This window comes from Acidovorax sp. 35-64-16 (assembly GCF_002281195.1).
GTDB lineage: Bacteria > Pseudomonadota > Gammaproteobacteria > Burkholderiales > Burkholderiaceae_C > Acidovorax > Acidovorax defluvii.
The window spans coordinates 1-17,085 of record NZ_NCFM01000025.1; the positions used below are offsets into that span (position 1 = coordinate 1).

A 17,085-nucleotide genomic window follows, 5' to 3' on the forward strand; every position below is an offset into this window, starting at 1 on the left:
AGGAAAGTCAATGAAATCAACGGTCTACCCAGACCACCCCCGCGCCAGTGCTAGCTTTGCGTACCGTCACTTATTGCACTGAAAACGAGGAGACCCCATCTATCGTTCTTCGAAAGCAGGGTGTTTTCACCCGCCGACCGGTGAAAGTACCCGCCCAAAGAAGATGTGTAGGAATCTCTCGAAAACAGTCAATGCGCTGCTGCTTAGCAGGGGCGGTAGACGCCACTCGAACCGAAAGAGCAGGATCCACTGCCGAGTGAGGTGCTGACGTTAAGCGACATGACGACACTTGAATGTCCGCCAAGCGTCGCAGCGGTCGTTCATATGCTGCAGCGTCAGTGACTGGGATCAGCCTGAAGCAGCCTTCAAATGCAAGCGCCACTCGCTCATTGCGCCCTTCGCCGGTGCGCTGATACCAGTTCGCACAATTGGGCTTGTGCAACAAAGCCACTGTAAGAACACCGTTAATTATGCTATTTTATCGAAAATACGATAAAATATCTTTTTCAAGATAATTTCCGATAATTGACATGATCGCTTTCCCACGCGCCGCACTCGCCCAAGAGTTAGTCGCCGCCCTGCAAGGCAAAGCCCTGCTGGGAGACGCCCACAACGGCCTGTTCTTGGCCGCCCCCCGCCGCACCGGCAAGTCCACCTTTTTGCAAGGTGACTTACGACCCGCGCTGGAAGCAGCCGATGTGGTCGTGGTGTATGTGGATCTGTGGGCCGATACGCGACGTGACCCGGGTGGACTGATCGCCGAAGCCATTGCTCGCGCGTTGGAACCCCAATTGGGCATTGTGGCCCGAACCGCCCGCAAGGCGGGGTTGGACAAGGTGAAGGTGGGCGGGCTAGAGGTGGACACCAGCAAGATCGGCAAGATCGATGGACTCACCCTGACCGATGCGCTGCGCCTGCTGCATGACCACGCCGGCAAGCCGATCGCGCTGATCATCGACGAAGCGCAGCACGCCCTTACCAGCGAAGCCGGCGAGGCAGCCATGACTGCCTTGAAATCAGCCCGCGACCAACTCAATCAGCCCGGCGTGGTGAACCTGATGCTGGTGATGTCAGGCTCAGACCGCGACAAATTGCTGCGCTTGGTCAACACGGCCGGTGCACCGTTTTACGGCTCACAGATTCAGCGCATGCCGCCCCTGGGGCCTGACTTCATTGCCCACATAGCAGCGTTGATCGAGGCGCAGCGGCCCGAACTCAAACCGGTGGATCAGACCCTGCTGCAACAGGCATTTGAAGTGTTCGGCTTCCGTCCGCAATTTTTCATGGCCGCATTGGGCCAGGTGCTCAGTCCCCTCGCTGCCCTGACCGGGCGCTTTGAATCGGCATTGCTGGATGCGGCTCAACAACAACAAACCCACGACGAAGCGCAGATGGAGTCGGACTACCTGGGGCTGAAGCCCACCGAGCAGGCCGTGCTGTGGCGCATGCTGACGCAAGGTTCACGATACCGCCCTTACGATGCCGAAGCACTGCGCTTTTACCGGGAAAGAACTGGCCACCCAGTAAACGCTACCCAAGTTCAGCGGGCGCTGGAGGGTTTGCGACAGCGTATGCCCGCGTTGGTATGGAAGTCGGCCCGCGGTGAATACGCGCTAGAAGACGTGGCCATGCACCGCTGGTTTGAAAAGCGCGGCGGCGCAGGAAAGTGGCCACCCACACCGCCACAGGGCGTGCTGCCCCTTGATGATGATTGAATACAGGGCAGAAGGGAACAGCCCTCTTGTCCCATCGACCAGTTGCTGATCACATGCATAAAGTTACCGGGCAGTCAGCTTCTGATCGGACGCGCTCAATGGGCATTGACAAAGAGCCATCAGCTCCGCTAGATTAGCGCGAGCTAGCTTTATGGCCTGCTGGTGTGAGCCCGCCGCACCAAAAATACTTGCGGGCCCCTGAACAAGCTGGGCCCGATCCCAGCAAAAGGCCCCTAGGCCGGATATTTCTGCTTGCGCAGATATAAATTTCGTGGGCTTTTGCTCGCGATGGCTTTTTTGCCAAAAGTCTCTTTGAGGTCGTCCTGTACCTCAGTGGAGGGCGTTCGACTGAACGATCTCCGATGTCCGGAAATTAGGCCAGCAAAGCCAAGCCCCAAAAGTTGCCCTGATTAGGGGCTATCAATGCGGCGCGCTCACGCGCGCCCCTTCAATGCTGCCCGCCTGACGCGTACCACGTTCGGGCCGGCGCAGCCACATCACGAGCGGCGTCACGCCGCCCCCCTTGATGCCCGACACCTCGGCTGGCGCCGATCGAGGTGCATCCGCGCGCGCCTACATGGCCCTTCCCCCCTTTCTCGGCCCGGCTTTTTCTATGGAGTTGCTATGACTATTCCGGCGTCCTTCGTTTTCGCTCACACCTCCGTTGCCGTGGAGGGGCCTGATGCTGCGCGACTGCTTTTGAGCATCATTCCGGCGCCACCGCATCAACCGGGCATCGGCTTAGTCGCTAAAAATACCTTGACCTGCCTGACGGCACTGCTGATCGAAGTTCCCGCTGCCGGATCTCATCTCGCGCAACATATCTCGTTGCTTGGCAAGTTGAGCGACGATTCAGGCGCCTGCATTGCTCAGCCCAATGCAATGCTCGGCCTCGCGAGCGATTACCCAGCCTGGGCGTGGTTCGTATCTGCGAGCTTTCCTTACGCGCATCGACTCCAGAGCTTGGTCGGCAAGCATTTAGTCGCGGCCCTCCTGAAAGAAGCCTCCATAGAAAAGAGCTTCGTTCAAAAACTGCGCAAGCTCATCAAACAATCACACGACGAGATCCTGACAAACCAGCAGTTCGAAGCGGAGGTCACCAAGCTTGAAGGGCAAGCACATCAAAAGCTCCTGCAGTTGCTGGCGTTGCACTCCTGCTCCACGAACAGCGCGCAACTGTCATTTAACGCAGCGGTGACCTCCTGCCTTTCCAATCGACTGAGCTCCCTACGTCAAACCGAGCGCCAGGCCGTAGATACCGGCCAAACACTCAGCCGCAGCGAGCTCACACGCACCGTCGTCCTTCTTCTCGACCAAGCACAGCAGGGTCACTCTGATGACCTGGTCACCCTCATCTGCCTATGCGTTGGCCTCGGCCTAAACCTCGGCAAGCGAATACCACTGGTTTCCGGAGAAAGCGGACAAGGCTGGATGGCCTGGATCGATCCGGTTGCAGGCTCAACATACGTGGACTTGTCATTCGCACTGGCAGGTCTTGGTAAACGTTCAAGCCCGCGGCATCAAGCGTCCACGCTGATCCTGAAGCGCCCACTGCCGCAGGGTGTTGCCACCATGCTGCGAGAGGCCCACACGCAAAACAGCCAGTTGCGCACGCTCGCCGATCTGTGCATTAACAAACCAACCAGCCGCAAAAAAATCTCGTTGCCGGGGGTTCATCACAGCGCTTCGTTGGCCGGACTGATGAACTCCGCGCGATCGATTTCATTAGCGACCACCGACAGGCGTGATATCTCTGCCTACGCGACTCTTGCCCTTGAACTGGTAAACAAATCCGATCTCCATTACGTCTGCCCACGCGAGCGCGAGATCTGGCAGGCCTGCTCCGACTTCTATGACGCCGTCGGCCTGGGGCCAGCAGTACCGCAAAGTGGTGGCAACTCCAACCTCCGCATCGGCTCCCGCCTGACACCATCGGCGGATTGGATCAAAGAAGTATTTGCAAGCGCTGGCGATGAACTGCTCGCGAAAAAGTGTGGTCGCAGGTACTCGTTGCCATCATTGATCGAGCACCACAACGCGTGCGCGCGTTACGTCGGCCTCTTGATGCAGTTTGTCGTCGGAGGCCGCGACCGCCGCCTTATCGACTTTCGTGCGAGCGTTTGGAGCAGCACCACGACCTTCGGCTTGATGGAAGACAAGCCCTTGAGTGCCACGCGAGGCACGACACCGATCCCCATCCCAGCAGCGCTCTCCGAGCAGCTCAAGCTTTGGCACGCGCACATCGCCGCGCTGGATAAGCGGCTATTGAAATTGCAAGCCCCCGGCTCTTCGGCCGCCTTTCAACTCATCCGCCAGATCAGGGAACTCCAGAACTTGCCCATGCTTTTTTTGCTGGACACGCATGGCGCCCCCGTCCCCTTGAGCTCAGATGTCCTTTTCACAGGCCCAGCCAGCCAGCTCAACCGGGACTTTGGTCGCCATTCTCTGCCGGATCTTTTGCTGGATGCGGGCATGCCATTCGAGGATATCCAAGACTGGCTCCGCCATTTCTCGCCGGGAATCTCAACGCACGAACTGAATTCCAACCGCGTCAAGTACCACAGCACCGAACGCCTTATTTCAGGCATCGACCAAGTGCTACTGGAGCTGAACATCCGACCCAGGTCCGGCCTGAGCAAGGAAATCGCTCCATGACATCTCTGTCACAACCCTGGACAACAACAAAACGAAATCCAGTCCTGATTCCGGCCTTCAGCGCTCCCGGCGGGGTCGCTCGCTTCGACAGCTTTATTCGATCGGCCGACCGGCTGGTGACCCAACTCGCGCCTTCGCATGCCCTGATCTTGTGCGCCATCCTCTACGAAGGCATGGGCTCATCCGCAGAGCTATCGAACTTCCTTCATGCCTTGGTGTCATCGCACTCCACCTGTGACGGCCACTACGTCCAATGGTCCGATGAACAGGACCGTCTGCATAGCCGGGCGCTCGATCCACGCACGCGCATCGCATTGTTCCGAGTCCCCAGTGGAACGTTGCCCAAGAAGGACCTGGACTCCTTCCATCAAGTATTGCTGAAGAACTACCCAATGGCCCAATCCCAGATGGGCAAGGACCTCTGGCATCTCATCTTCCACGACGCGCTGGCCTGGCTACATCAGCACATCCCCAATTTTTGTCTGGGGATGCTCACGGGCAGTATTCCCATCACGGCACTGCCCCGCGATGTGCTTACGCGATGGAACCTACGACAAAAGGACGTGCACTGGGAAACGCGGGATGCTGCAGATGATGATGCTCTCAGTCCCTCCCACGACGGAGCATTGGAAATACTCCTTGAGATGGAGGCGCCCATCAACCGCCGCGCTCGGTGCCTGAAGGAGATTCAAGACCTGTTTACTCTACCCAACCAGGCAACAGACATCCGGCTTTCTGATCAGCGTTGGCGAACAAGCCTGTACAGCAGGTTGGCCATGACCGCCGACTTGATTGCACGCCAAGGCACAGAAGGCGATGCGCTGGTCCTGCTGTGGGTGCACCACCTGCTTAGCGTTGGCAGCGTGCGCCTGAAGAATCCTTCCGTCGCAACAATCTCTCGCTACGTCAGCGCTACCGCGGGGCTCATCTCCGAAAACTACACTCAATGCCCGTGCTCTGCAGTTCACATGGACGATGAACAGTGGATCGCCTTCTTCGATGCACTGAAGCATGCCGTTAACAGCGACCCACAACGCCCGGCCCTTGCCTCCTTCCATCAGTTTTGCATCCAGACATTTGGCGCCCCGCCGATGGCGCAGGTACTTTTTTCGGGTGACGGAAACACCACGGTAGTGCACGCCAACACGGTCTGGTCCCAAGAAATCCACGGGGCCCTGGAACTTGCCCTCACTGCCAGCAGCGATGCACGCATCTGCGCCAGTGTGCAAGCGCTGCTGGCTCTTGCCGCTATTTTTCCCCTGCGCATCGGCGAGGCACAAGCCCTACGCCTAGAGGACTTCGTCATCACTGAAGAAGGCATCGAACTCCGATACCACCCTCGGCGAGGGCAGCATCAAGGTAAAAGCTACAGCGCGAAGCGATGGATGCGCAGCTTCGGCGAGCCGGCGTGGGTGGCGTGCGTAGCCAGCTGGATCAAGCGCAGGAAGAGTGAAGAAGAGGGCAGACATGGCAAGTCTGCTCTGCTGTTTGGAGATCCCCACAGCAGCCATCGCACCTACATGTTTGCCGCCTGCAGCCGACTGGTCAACCGCGCTCTTAAGCAAGTCTGCGGCGACAAATCAGTTTCCTTCCATACGCTGCGGCACGCATGGGTCAACCGCAACATCATCCATCAGCTGGATCAGCCTTCTTCTCGTCCAAGCCCCGTTTCCTGGTTGCAAAAAGTTGCCGCTGAGGTGGGACATGCCCAAGTTCCGACAACCCTGCAGCACTATTTCCACCGACCCGACATGGCCTTGCGCTGCTCTCTGAACAGCTATTGGCAGACGAGGCCACTTACCGCTGAAGTCGCAGCCTTCTGGACCGGACGTTCCGCTGCCGCATTGCGAAAGGCTAAACAACGCAGTGAGAACAAAGCGGAATTCTTGTGGTCTTGTCTCTTCGAGACATCCACTGGGCTGGCTGTACGCCAAGCGCCGCCCCCATCTCTGCTGGCGGCGTTGCCGCCGCCACCAATAGCGTCAATCGGCCTGATGCATGTACGCAAGATCCTCTGCGATCTTCACACTGGCATACCAGTCGAGGCTGTGGCTTCTCGCTGCAGTGTCCCTTTGGCCACCGTCTTGGAAGTGATCGATCGTGCTGTATTGATCGCCAACCAGCTTCTTGTCTTGGGAAGTGTCCGTGGTCGCCGCCTGATCCTCGAACATGCCACGCGGGTGATCAAACTTGCACGGCTACTTCAGATCTTTATGGATTGCGATATTCGGCCGACGGTCACCGATGAACCTTCCTGGCAAAAGTTGGCACCTCAAAACATTGCTCCTACGTTTGCACAGCGCAATGCCGTGCGCTCATGGATGCACTGCCGCGATGGGCAAAGCATTGCATTGCGACCCGATGGATCGGCCGACGACCTTTTGCGTTGGCTGAGCGACGGCTCCGTTCCTGGCAGCTGCATTGTCCTTCGAGTTCCAATGAAGCATGTTGCTGATCCTCATTCTCGCGCTACGACTGTGCGCAGTGATTCAGCCAGAAGTGCGCAAGATCAGCTAGGACAGTACTTCGGAACCTCCGTCACGATTGAAGGGGTTCGCCAACGGAAACTCGAACAACCTCCCTACATGCTGATCTCAAGAAAGCCTTTCACCAAAACATCCAAGCCTTGCCCTTCCGCCAGATTGCGCATGGGATCTTTTCATGGCCTTATGTTTTCCATGGCCGTATGGCACGGCATGATTGGAATGGATGCGCATGAGTAAGGACCAAGAAATATTTCGGGTGTTCATCAACTCGGTGCAAAAGGCCAGAGATCCCGCCAAGGAGCAGCGGGAGATCATGCTCGTGCAGAACACGATGAACACGGTCTTGGGGCAGCTGTCTGAACAGGACCGCCTGTACTACTCTCTGGAGGTAGACCCGGGCAAACTTGACCAGTGGTTAGTGGTTTCCTGCTGTGACAGTCTTCAGCGCAGGCTCTTTGAGGACAGAAAAGCGCCTTACTCAGCATCCTCCACCGAGGATCCGCTTCTCGCTGGAACCGTCATGCAAGCGACTAACGCATTGAAGCACCTGAGAACATTGTCTACCTCGACGGGCTTGAGCCCTGATGACTTCATTGATGCCATACGCACCACTGCGCCAGCATTGATCCGCCTGCTTACGGACCGGGAAGAAACCACGAGCTTCCGGACCAGCGATGGCGTGACTATCTCTGTGGATCCAATCTACCAATCGCGAAGAACAATGCTTCCCGACCCCGTCTCCGTTCGCTTTCGTGTAGACATGGTAGGTCGCGAGAAAGCTGTTATTGAGCCGACCAAGGAACATCGATCGCAACTGAAGACCAAGAGCAAGCAGATCCAGCTTCACTGGCTTCCGCTGGAGCATCCATTTCTGTATGAAATTCTCCTGGAATCCATGGAGTCACGAGCACTCGTTGAGGTTGACGCATGCCGCTATGTCAATCGGATAGGCCAAACCGTTAATTTGTCTTTTCTTAGGATGATTGAATCGCCCGATGACTGTTGACATACATGAGGAGCGCTCGAATCTGTGCCTTTGCCTTCGGGTAATGTTTACGTTGGGGTGGCAGGGGCATCCACCGTCATTGCGGGTACGCGGAGTTCGATGCGGATGGCGCGCGGCGTGACCTCGCCTTGCTCCAACCGCTCGGCCAGAACGCGCAACGCTACGGCCTGGGCCTTCGCCATGGCATCTTCAGCCGTGGCTCCCAAGGCACGTGCTCCCGGCAGCTCCGGGACAACCTCGGCCAGAAACCGTCCGTCGTTGTCACGCATGCACTCCAACGTGTAGTTGGCGGCGCAGGGGCCAGAAGGTTGCGTTTGGCTCGTGGCCACATATATGCCGAACCAGGTAATCACGCCGCCGATAAGGCATAGGGTAATTAAGCCCACCATGGCGCATATTCCTTTCATCTTGTAGAGAACTGCCAAGCAGATCTCATGCGATACCGATCAACGCCTGCGCACCAGCATGGGTTGCCTCACTCGCCAACATAGACAGGGGCGCGATGTGTACTTTGCGTCAGGGCCTTCGCGGCGGTCTACCGCGCGAGCGGTTTAGTCCTCCGCTGCACAGCCGACTTCAAGTGAGCCCACTTGCAGTGCCCGCACAAAGATCCTGCAGTCTTGCGTCCAACCTTAAAATCGTCTTGAGCTACAGTCCAATGGCATTGGAGAGCACTTCGTCGGTAAATCCCATGAGCGTGCCAGCGCGAAGCGCACCTTGCGTCAACACATGGTCTTCGATCAACAGCGCCGGGGTAACGAGCCAAAGCGTTCAGACGCCCAAAGCGCTTTCGTCCACTGGCCACTGCAGCTCTCGCGCAACCCTGCGCATGATCCATACGCACTGCGCATCTGTGCACCATCGCTTGGCCAGAAGACCTTTTAACGCAGTCTTCACCGTCGCTTCCTGGCCCCCTTCAAAGGTGGGCAGCTTTCGCTGGCAGTACGGAACCATCTGCGAGACCAGGTCGTCACACATCTGAAAGGCTGCCACGACTTCTGAGGGCGAAGTACCTGGCGCATAGAACTTTCCATCTTCCTCAACGAGGCTCATCTTCGGCTGGGCGCCTCCAATGGCAGAGGGAACCGCAGTCACCGGGAAATCATCCGGCACGCCTGGATAGCTGGCACGGTCAATCGTCATATCAATTCCTTGCGTACTACTTCGCCATACAGCCGGTACTGCCCTGTCCATTCAAGCCTCTTCAGGCCTTCACTTCAGGGGCAGTGTGGTGGGCGGGAGCCAGTACGGCCCGCTCGCGCAGCCAGCTTGCTTTGTCGTATACAAAGTCCGGAAACTCTTGGGTCAAGGTGGTTTTCTGCAAGATGAGTTCTCGGGCCAAGTGCGCCACTTCTGCCAGCTCCTTTTCATTTCTTACTTCAAACGGTGCCACAAGGCTGACACCCATCGCCCAACTGAGACGCTCCCATTTCCATGAGGGCCGAACCTCCAAGTCAATCCCATCCCGGGTCAGCCGTTCTTCAATTTTCTGAAGCTTTGCGTAGTGCTGTGTCTGGGCCTCGGAAGGTGCGCGGCTGGTGAAGCTGCTCAGTTTTTTCCGCTTGCTCGACTTGCCAACCATCTTGTAGCCTTTGGTCCCGCCCTCAAAGAGCCAGTCATCCCGTGGGCCGTCACCCGCCTCGTCCCAAGCCATGGAAGAAATAGCCTCCCCATAGATGTGTCGAGGGTGATGCCACCAGACGATGATGCGCCGCCCGTTGAGGATGAAACCCACGTCATCCCAATACGACAGACTTTCAGGCCCCATGTTCCAGTAGGCGTGCGGGATGAACAGACCGCCATCTGAAAGACGCCACTGTTGCATGCGGTGATACTCACGCATGCGCCTACCCAAATACTCATAATGCGGATTTCTCATGTGGATTCCTTGGTCAACCCTTGGGTGCTAAGGCCCAGGCAGACGTCGACAGGCGCAGCCAGGGACCCAGTGTTTCCTTCAAACAACTGTGGCAAAGATCGATATCCACCCGCGTTCCATCGCCCAGGGGCGATCCCCAGCCCGCGTCGAACCCCAGCTGCAGGAAGTTGTTCAGGCCATCGCCCTCATCGTGTCGCGCCTGCGTTCCACAGCGGTCGCAAATGAGTTCCGCGACGAACGGTGTCGACATCAATTCATGAACTCTCATTTTGTGCACCTTGATTGATAGCTAAGGCATCTGCATCATCACACTGCCAAGCGCAGCCTGTATACGCGCTACCTGCTGCGGGTCAGCCGTGTCGTCATGTTCCATCCCCAGCACTTGAGCAAGTGTGTATCCCAGATCCGCGTGGCAGCGTCGCAGTTGCCTGAGGGGCTCTTCCAGTAACGCTTTGTGTGCCGAGGCTATGCGGCTGCGATAGAAGCGCATGGTTTCGGCATTCTGGGCAGCAGGCCGCCCCAGGACTTGTTGGTAGGCACACCAATAGTAGCCACAGGATTGCACAAAGGCGGCGACTGCTGCCAACTCTCTTTCGTGGCGGTGCAACAGTCTCGGGTAACGGCTCGCTTGGTTTGCGGCGCGTTCGCAAAGGTCCAGAGGCATGGTCGCCGGCTCTCCCGCAGGAGTTGCCACGGGATGAAGATAGGCACGCACCAGGCCATCATCGCCAAAAAGATTGCGAATGAATGCGTTCAGCGCGCCCTGTGCAGCATCGGGCATACGAGCGTAGATCTCGTCGCGATATTGCGTGATCACGTCGCAGTCATGTTGCTGCACGCGCTCCGACATGAGCGTGCGGAGGGAGATGCGGTTACGGTTTCGATGCAAGTGAAGTGATGCGGTCATATGAAACTCCTTGGCACTCGAAGTGCAGATTCGGCCAATCGGGCTTACAGGGTGGGCGCAGGCAAGGCTCCGCCCTGCCCTGCGCGTCGGGCACTTGGCGTAGGTTCAAAAAAGCGATGTGGTTAGGTAGTGGTTGCCACTGCCGGTGAAGCCTCAAGCGCCAGGATCACGGGGGTCACGTTCCCCGTGACGGGCGCTAACGAGATGTGCTGCTTGAGCAAGCGCTCCATGGCAGAGCCGTCCCGGCGCGTCAGGTTGGGCACATACCGGCTGTAGACACGGAACAGCATTTCGGTGCTGGTGTGACCCAACTGTCGCGCAATCCATTCCGGCGCTTCCCCGGCAGCAAGCCACAGCGTTGCCGCCGTATGCCGCATCTGGTAGGCCCTGCGGTGCTCCAACCCCAGGTGACGTAGCAGCGGCGCCCAGACCCGGTTGAGGAAGTTCTGGTTATCAATGGGCTTGCCACTGCGCAAGCTGAATACATACTCCGAGTCAGGGTGCCGAGTCTTGAACTGCGCCTGCAGGGCATCGAACACCATCTCGTTCATCTGGATGTCGCGCATGCTGCCATCCGTCTTGAGCTCGTCTTCCTCGTTGAGCACGATCGACTCACGCACCAGGATGAGCCGACGCTCGAAATCGATGTACTTCCATTTGAGACCATGCACCTCTCCGGTTCGCATTCCTGTGAAAAAGCGCACGGTGAAGTAGTTGCGATAGTCCGCCCTCGCGGTGGACAGGATGCGCTGCACGTCCTCCAGCGTGAAGGGCATGACATCGCTGCGCTTCATCTTCAAGGGTTTGATATTGCGGAAGGCGGACGTAAACTCGAACCGGTCGGCCGCTTCGTTAAGGATCTGTCGCAAAGGCTTCATGATGGAGTTGATGCGTCGGTTGGATAGGGTGTTGCTGGACTTTCGGGCGGGAACTTTGGCGAGTGAAGCCCGAAATGCCAGTACGTCTGCCTTGGTGATCTGGCCGACCTCCTTGTCCCCGAAAAAGGGGATCAGGTATTTGTCCAGTGCACCGCGTTGCGTGATGCTGTAGCTGCGCCGCCATGTCACCTCGGCCTCTACGAACCACACCTCGGCGAAGTCGCTAAACAGCGGGGTTGTGCTGGGAGGCTGCTTCAACGCGCCTGGTGCAGGCCCGGCAAGCATGGGCTCCTGCGGGGGGTCTGTCTCCACGGCAGGCAAGGGTTTGCCGAAGGTTTTTTGGTAATCGAAGGCGCCCAGGGCGATTTCTCCTTCGATGCGCTCCAGCACCTTCAGTAAGCGCTTGCGGTTGGCTGAGGTGTCGGGCAACGTGGTGTATTCCCGCAGCCGCTGCCCCGCATATCGGAAGTCCAGGAACAGCGTCCCTTTACTTTCCAGGCGGCGGATACTACCCATGAATCACACCTCCATTGGCCAGCGGTATGCCCTCTGCACATACGGCCGAATACTGAGTCATGTCTGTTTCGATGTGCTCCCAGATATAGAGAGTTTTGCGTCCACCGAAAGGGCGGATGTAATGCCGACCCTCAAGTAGGACGCTGTCCTTGAGCCTGTCCCGGATGGTCCGTGCGTCGTACTTGATGCGGTCTGACAACTCGTCAGTGGTCAGATAGGTACACGATGTCATTTCTCTCTCCTTGCAATGGTGGACAATCAGGATTCAAAAAAGTCACGCACTGCGTTTTTTTGTCATCCTGGATGGCATTATGAGCGCGAAATCGCCCTTGTCAATGACTTTTTGTCGTTCTGAGCGATATTTCTACATGGAGAATGTCTTGATCAAGTGTCACCTGTCCAGGCTTATGGGAGAACGAAAGCTCAAGATCAGCGACCTTGCGCGGGACACTGGTCTCCATAGGAACACCATCACGCTGCTCTACCAGGAGACGGCTACACGAGTTGATCTGGATGCGATCAACACCTTGTGTGGCTACTTCAGCGTTCCGGTAGGTGAATTGTTCGAATACGTCCCAGACAGTACGTCGGACCAAGAATGACAACCCGTCCCCTGCGGCACAACACGAAGTTGCCTCAGAGATCTGCGTATAACCACCATCAATGAACCAACAAACCCTCTCCGCCTTCATCTGGTCCGTGGCCGACCTGCTGCGCGGCGACTACAAGCAATCCGACTACGGCAAGGTCATCCTGCCCTTCACCGTGCTGCGCCGCCTCGACTGCGTGCTCGAATCGACCAAGCCCGCCGTGTTGACCGAGCTGGTCGCCAAGCAGGCACAGGGCGTCAACCCCGAGCCCTTCCTGCTGCGCAAGGCGGGCCAGAGCTTCTACAACACCTCCACGCTCGACCTCCAAAAGCTGCGGGGCGACCCGGACCACATCGCGCAGAACCTGTTCAGCTACGTGCAGGCGTTCTCGCCCGCGGTGCGCGATGTGTTCGAGCGCTTTGAATTCCACACCCAGGTCGAGCGCCTGGCCAAGGCCGGGCTGCTGTACCAGGTGGCTGAAAAGTTCGCCCAGATCGACCTGCACCCCGAGGTGGTCAGCAACATGCAGATGGGCCTGGTGTTTGAAGAGCTGATCCGCAAGTTCGCTGAAATCAGCAACGAGACCGCCGGGGAGCACTTCACCCCGCGTGAAGTCATCCGGCTCATGGTCAACCTCATCTTCATTGAAGACGACGCCATCCTCAGCAAGCCCGGCGTGGTGCGCACCATTTACGACCCCACAGCAGGCACCGGCGGCATGCTCAGCGTGGCGGGCGAATACCTGGCCGAGCACAACCCCCAGGCGCGCCTCACCGTCTTTGGCCAGGAGCTCAACCCCGAGTCCTACGCCATCTGCAAGGCCGACATGCTGATCAAGGGCCAGGACGTGGGCAACATCGCTTTTGGCAACACCCTCAGCGACGACGGCCATGGCAACAAGAAATTCGACTACATGCTGTCCAACCCGCCCTTTGGCGTGGAGTGGAAGAAGGTCGAGAAGGAAGTGCGCAAAGAGCACGAAAGCCAGGGCTACAACGGCCGCTTCGGCCCCGGCCTGCCCCGCGTGTCCGATGGCTCCATGCTGTTTTTGCTGCACCTGCTCAGCAAGATGCGCCCCACATCAGAGGGCGGCAGCCGCTTCGGCATCGTGCTCAACGGCTCGCCGCTGTTCACGGGCGGCGCGGGCAGTGGCGAGAGCGAAATCCGCCGCTACGTGCTGGAGAACGATCTGTGTGAAGCCATCGTGGGTCTGCCCACCGATATGTTCTACAACACCGGCATCAGCACCTACGTCTGGATCATCAGCAACCGCAAGCCCGAGGCCCGCAAGGGCAAGGTGCAGCTGATCGACGCCAGCGGCATGTGGCAGAAGATGCGCAAGAGCCTCGGCTCCAAGCGCAAAGAACTCAGCGACGCCCACATCGAGCGCATCACCCGCCTGTTTGGCGACTTTGCCGAGGCCGAGCACGACGGCACCCCCATCAGCCGCATCTTCGACAACGAAGCCTTTGGCTACCACGCCATCACCGTCGAGCGCCCGCTGCGCGATGAAGCGGGCAACGTGGTACTGGGCGTCAAGGGCAAGCAAAAGGGCAAGCCCCAGCCCGACGCCAGCCTGCGCGACACCGAAAACGTGCCCTACACCGAAGACGTGGGCGAATACTTCCGGCGCGAAGTGCTGCCCCACGCCCCCGACGCCTGGATCGACCCCGAAAAAACCAAGGTGGGCTACGAAATCCCGTTCAACCGGCATTTCTACGTCTTCAAGCCCCCGCGCCCGCTGGCCGAGATTGATGCAGAACTGAAGCAGACCACCGACCGCATCCTGGACATGATCAAGGGGCTGTCGGCATGAGCTTTCCGCGATACCCGGAGTACAAGGACAGCGGGGTAGCGTGGCTGGGGGAGGTGCCGTCGCATTGGACCATCTGCGGGACAGGCCATCGACTCCAGTCACCTCCTTGCTACGGAGTTTTGGTCCCAGACTTTGATCCAGATGGCGTGCCCATGCTCAAGATCATGGACCTCGCGAATGGGACTCCCGATAGGTCAGCTCTCGCCACGATCAGCGAACGCCTTTCCGATGAGTTCCAACGCACCATCGTTCGTCGCGGGGACGTTGTTCTATCGGTCGTTGGAACGATTGGGACCGCACTTGTCATCCCTGAAGCTCTAGACGGAATCAATTTATCGAGAGCGCTGGCACGCCTGCTTCCAAATGTAGATCTACTACCCCAGTGGCTGGTGTGGGTCTTCTCGTCTGACAACTTCACACGGTTCGTTGACCTTGTCTGCGTTGGTTCTGCACAGCGCGTGCTGAACATGGATGATTTGCGCTCGTTTCGGGCACCGTTTCCACCTATAGAGGAACAAACCGCCATCGCCACCTTCCTCGACCGCGAAACCGCCAAGATCGACGCGCTGGTGGCCGAGCAGGAAAAGCTGATCGCCCTGCTGCAGGAAAAGCGCCAGGCCGTCATCTCCCACGCCGTGACCAAGGGGCTGGACCCGAACGTGCCGATGAAGGACTCGGGCGTGGAGTGGCTGGGGGAGGTGCCGGCGCATTGGGAAGTTCTACCGCTAAAAAGAATTTCGCCTCAGCAAACAGTAGGCATCGTGGTGAATCCCTCTGAATACCTTAGCGACGAAGGACTTCCTTTCATCTATGGCGGCAACGTAACCGAGGGCCGAATTGATCACATATCCTCTCGCAGGATTTCCCCTGAAGACAGCCAGCGCAATGAGAAGACTCGTTTGAAGGCAGGTGACCTGATCACGGTCCGCGTTGGAGCCCCAGGCATCACCGCAGTTGTTCCGCCGGAGTGTGAAGGAGGCAACTGCGCATCTGTGATGTTGGTTCGACAGGGAGAATTCAATTCCGATTGGCTGTGCTTCGTGATGAACAGCCGTGTGGTGCGCTATCAGGTTGAGATCGTTCAGTACGGTGCGGCGCAACAGCAGTTCAATATCAACCACGCTGTCGAATTCGTTATTCCCCAGCCACCCCGCGCAGAACAAGACGCATTGGCCTCGTTTTTGACAAGCGAAACAACGAGGCTTGGTAACCTTGAAGCCGAAGCCCGCACCGCCATCGCCCTACTGCAAGAACGCCGCACCGCCCTGATCTCCGCCGCCGTCACCGGCCAGATCGACGTGCGCGGGCTGGCGGGCAGCGCAAATGCTCCTGATTCAGTAGCTGCCAGCGCTTATCCAGCAAGCGCTTGAGGCCAATTTTGCTTCAAACCCACCCTATCCCCTTGCCGCATGAAGCCTTCAAGGCAACCATCGTCGCCTTATGAGCAACAAACAGAACGGACCGCCATAGCGCCCTTGCATGGGCAGATGGGTAGTGAACCGGCGGCCAGGAAACTGAGAAATAAATCGCCCATCCCCGCATTTCTGAGAAAAATCCCCTGGCGCTGAAAATTCCCCCCGATTGTTCGGGCGCAACGCCGACGCCAAGTTCTGCGGGCGCTGTCCAGCAAGGCGCCTCCACGCAAACGCCCTCTGACAGCCCTCCTGCTACCATTCAGTCATCTCATTTCCAGACGGTCCCTCACCCAAGGTTTTTCATGCAAGCGCCCAACATGCAAGCACGCCAAGGCAAGCAAGCGCAGGACGAAGCGCTGCGGTCCTTGCACCGCTATGTCTACGAGCAGCTGCAGTCAGACCGCAAGGATGAGATCCTGCAACATGCGCGCCAGCGCATCGGGCTGTGGAAACAGGGCCGCCTGTGCAGCGATTACTACATCCGGTTTTGGTCTGGTGTGGTGAGCTCGGGCGACAGTGCTGTTTACAAGCAGAAAGTGCTGGAAGCGTCGGAGCGCCGCTCGCTGGGAATGATGCAGAACACGCCCTTTTCGTTCTTGCTGCGGGAATTGCGTTGAACCGCGAACAGCTTCATGCACTGCTGACGCAGGCCAAAGCCATCGTTCACCACACAGACTTCGTGATCGTTGGCTCGCTCTCCATCCTGGGCGCCGTCAGCGACCCACCCCGCACGATGGTGATGTCCATTGACGTGGATACCTATCTGAAGAACGACCCCCAGCGCACCTACGATCTGGCCCAGGCACTGGGCCAGGGCTCTGCTTTCGAGGATGAATTCGGTTATTACCTGGACCCGGTATCCCCCAGCCTGCCCTCGTTCCCGGAGGGTTGGCAGGAGAGGTTGATTCCGCTGGATTTCGGTGACGTGAAGGCTTTTTTTGTGCAGCCTGACGATGTGGCGGTTTCCAAGTACATGCGCGGCGAAGAACGCGACCTGCGTTGGCTGCTCGCTGGACTGAAAAGTGGGCTCCTCGACATGGACACCATTGAACGCCGGATTGCGAGCGCACCGGCATTGGAAGGGGAGCTGCCCGCTGCCCGCAAAAGGATGGCGCGGCATCGCAAGGCATTGAAGCTCACCTGACCCCCGCTGCATCCAAGGCCAGGCATGGAGTGCAGTCACGGTGTCCCAATGAGACAAACAGCATCGGAAGGAACCTGC

General features: G+C 58.1%; 16 protein-coding genes. 9 read left to right on the forward strand and 7 right to left on the reverse strand.

The genetic code is table 11. The features are described 5' to 3' along the window. The first annotated feature begins 530 nt into the window (after positions 1–530). The 4 genes from B7Y64_RS13970 (at position 531) to B7Y64_RS13985 (ending at position 7,862) form a co-directional block, all read left to right on the forward strand. The gene (locus B7Y64_RS13970) at positions 531–1,715 is read left to right on the forward strand and encodes an ATPase (RefSeq protein ID WP_066785869.1); all 1,185 of its coding nucleotides are present in this window, start codon (positions 531–533) and stop codon (positions 1,713–1,715) included. A gap of 624 nt (positions 1,716–2,339) precedes the next feature. Further along, positions 2,340–4,370, forward strand: coding sequence for a hypothetical protein (locus B7Y64_RS13975; RefSeq protein WP_086926338.1), 2,031 nt, complete (start codon positions 2,340–2,342; stop codon positions 4,368–4,370). Beyond that, the gene (locus tag B7Y64_RS13980) at positions 4,367–7,093 is read left to right on the forward strand and encodes a site-specific integrase (protein ID WP_139285379.1); all 2,727 of its coding nucleotides are present in this window, start codon (positions 4,367–4,369) and stop codon (positions 7,091–7,093) included. The genes B7Y64_RS13975 and B7Y64_RS13980 overlap by 4 nt, the downstream gene beginning before the upstream one ends. Beyond that, positions 7,086–7,862 carry a hypothetical protein gene (locus tag B7Y64_RS13985; RefSeq protein WP_086926340.1) on the forward strand — a complete coding sequence of 259 codons (777 nt, stop codon included), beginning with the start codon at positions 7,086–7,088 and terminating at the stop codon, positions 7,860–7,862. Before B7Y64_RS13980 ends, B7Y64_RS13985 begins: the two co-directional genes overlap by 8 nt. Before the next feature lie 47 nt (positions 7,863–7,909). Here the strand turns inward: B7Y64_RS13985 and B7Y64_RS13990 are convergent, their stop codons facing one another. From B7Y64_RS13990 to B7Y64_RS14020, 7 genes are all read right to left on the reverse strand, one after another. Next, positions 7,910–8,131 carry a type II toxin-antitoxin system HicB family antitoxin gene (locus B7Y64_RS13990; RefSeq protein ID WP_066785945.1) on the reverse strand — a complete coding sequence of 74 codons (222 nt, stop codon included), beginning with the start codon at positions 8,129–8,131 and terminating at the stop codon, positions 7,910–7,912. Positions 8,132–8,633: 502 nt separating this feature from the next. Continuing rightward, complete coding sequence (locus B7Y64_RS13995) at positions 8,634–9,005, reverse strand: hypothetical protein (protein ID WP_232476455.1); 372 nt, start codon at positions 9,003–9,005, stop codon at positions 8,634–8,636. Between the two features lie 61 nt (positions 9,006–9,066). Continuing rightward, positions 9,067–9,741: a hypothetical protein gene (locus tag B7Y64_RS14000; RefSeq protein WP_232476454.1), complete on the reverse strand. Its 675-nt coding sequence runs from the start codon at positions 9,739–9,741 to the stop codon at positions 9,067–9,069. 13 nt (positions 9,742–9,754) lie between these two features. Continuing rightward, positions 9,755–10,009, reverse strand: a complete 255-nt coding sequence (locus B7Y64_RS14005; protein WP_139285380.1) for a hypothetical protein — start codon at positions 10,007–10,009, stop codon at positions 9,755–9,757. Positions 10,010–10,030: 21 nt separating this feature from the next. Continuing rightward, positions 10,031–10,648, reverse strand: a complete 618-nt coding sequence (locus tag B7Y64_RS14010) for a hypothetical protein (protein WP_139285381.1) — start codon at positions 10,646–10,648, stop codon at positions 10,031–10,033. Between the two features lie 122 nt (positions 10,649–10,770). After that, on the reverse strand, positions 10,771–12,042 hold the full coding sequence (locus B7Y64_RS14015) for a site-specific integrase (protein WP_086926343.1): 1,272 nt from the start codon (positions 12,040–12,042) through the stop codon (positions 10,771–10,773). Then, the gene (locus tag B7Y64_RS14020) at positions 12,035–12,274 is read right to left on the reverse strand and encodes a hypothetical protein (protein ID WP_026437435.1); all 240 of its coding nucleotides are present in this window, start codon (positions 12,272–12,274) and stop codon (positions 12,035–12,037) included. Before B7Y64_RS14020 ends, B7Y64_RS14015 begins: the two co-directional genes overlap by 8 nt. Before the next feature lie 148 nt (positions 12,275–12,422). Between B7Y64_RS14020 and B7Y64_RS14025 the strand changes: the two genes are divergently transcribed. The 5 genes from B7Y64_RS14025 (at position 12,423) to B7Y64_RS14045 (ending at position 17,007) form a co-directional block, all read left to right on the forward strand. After that, positions 12,423–12,644: a helix-turn-helix transcriptional regulator gene (locus tag B7Y64_RS14025; protein WP_086928568.1), complete on the forward strand. Its 222-nt coding sequence runs from the start codon at positions 12,423–12,425 to the stop codon at positions 12,642–12,644. A gap of 61 nt (positions 12,645–12,705) precedes the next feature. Further along, positions 12,706–14,448 (forward strand): class I SAM-dependent DNA methyltransferase, encoded by a 1,743-nt coding sequence (locus B7Y64_RS14030; RefSeq protein WP_291329181.1) that lies wholly within the window; start codon positions 12,706–12,708, stop codon positions 14,446–14,448. A 152-nt stretch (positions 14,449–14,600) separates the two neighbouring features. Further along, complete coding sequence (locus B7Y64_RS14035; protein WP_291329183.1) at positions 14,601–15,818, forward strand: restriction endonuclease subunit S; 1,218 nt, start codon at positions 14,601–14,603, stop codon at positions 15,816–15,818. A 362-nt stretch (positions 15,819–16,180) separates the two neighbouring features. After that, positions 16,181–16,480 (forward strand): hypothetical protein, encoded by a 300-nt coding sequence (locus tag B7Y64_RS14040; RefSeq protein ID WP_139285382.1) that lies wholly within the window; start codon positions 16,181–16,183, stop codon positions 16,478–16,480. Further along, the gene (locus B7Y64_RS14045) at positions 16,477–17,007 is read left to right on the forward strand and encodes a DUF6036 family nucleotidyltransferase (protein ID WP_291329185.1); all 531 of its coding nucleotides are present in this window, start codon (positions 16,477–16,479) and stop codon (positions 17,005–17,007) included. Before B7Y64_RS14040 ends, B7Y64_RS14045 begins: the two co-directional genes overlap by 4 nt. The last annotated feature ends 78 nt before the right edge of the window (positions 17,008–17,085 follow it).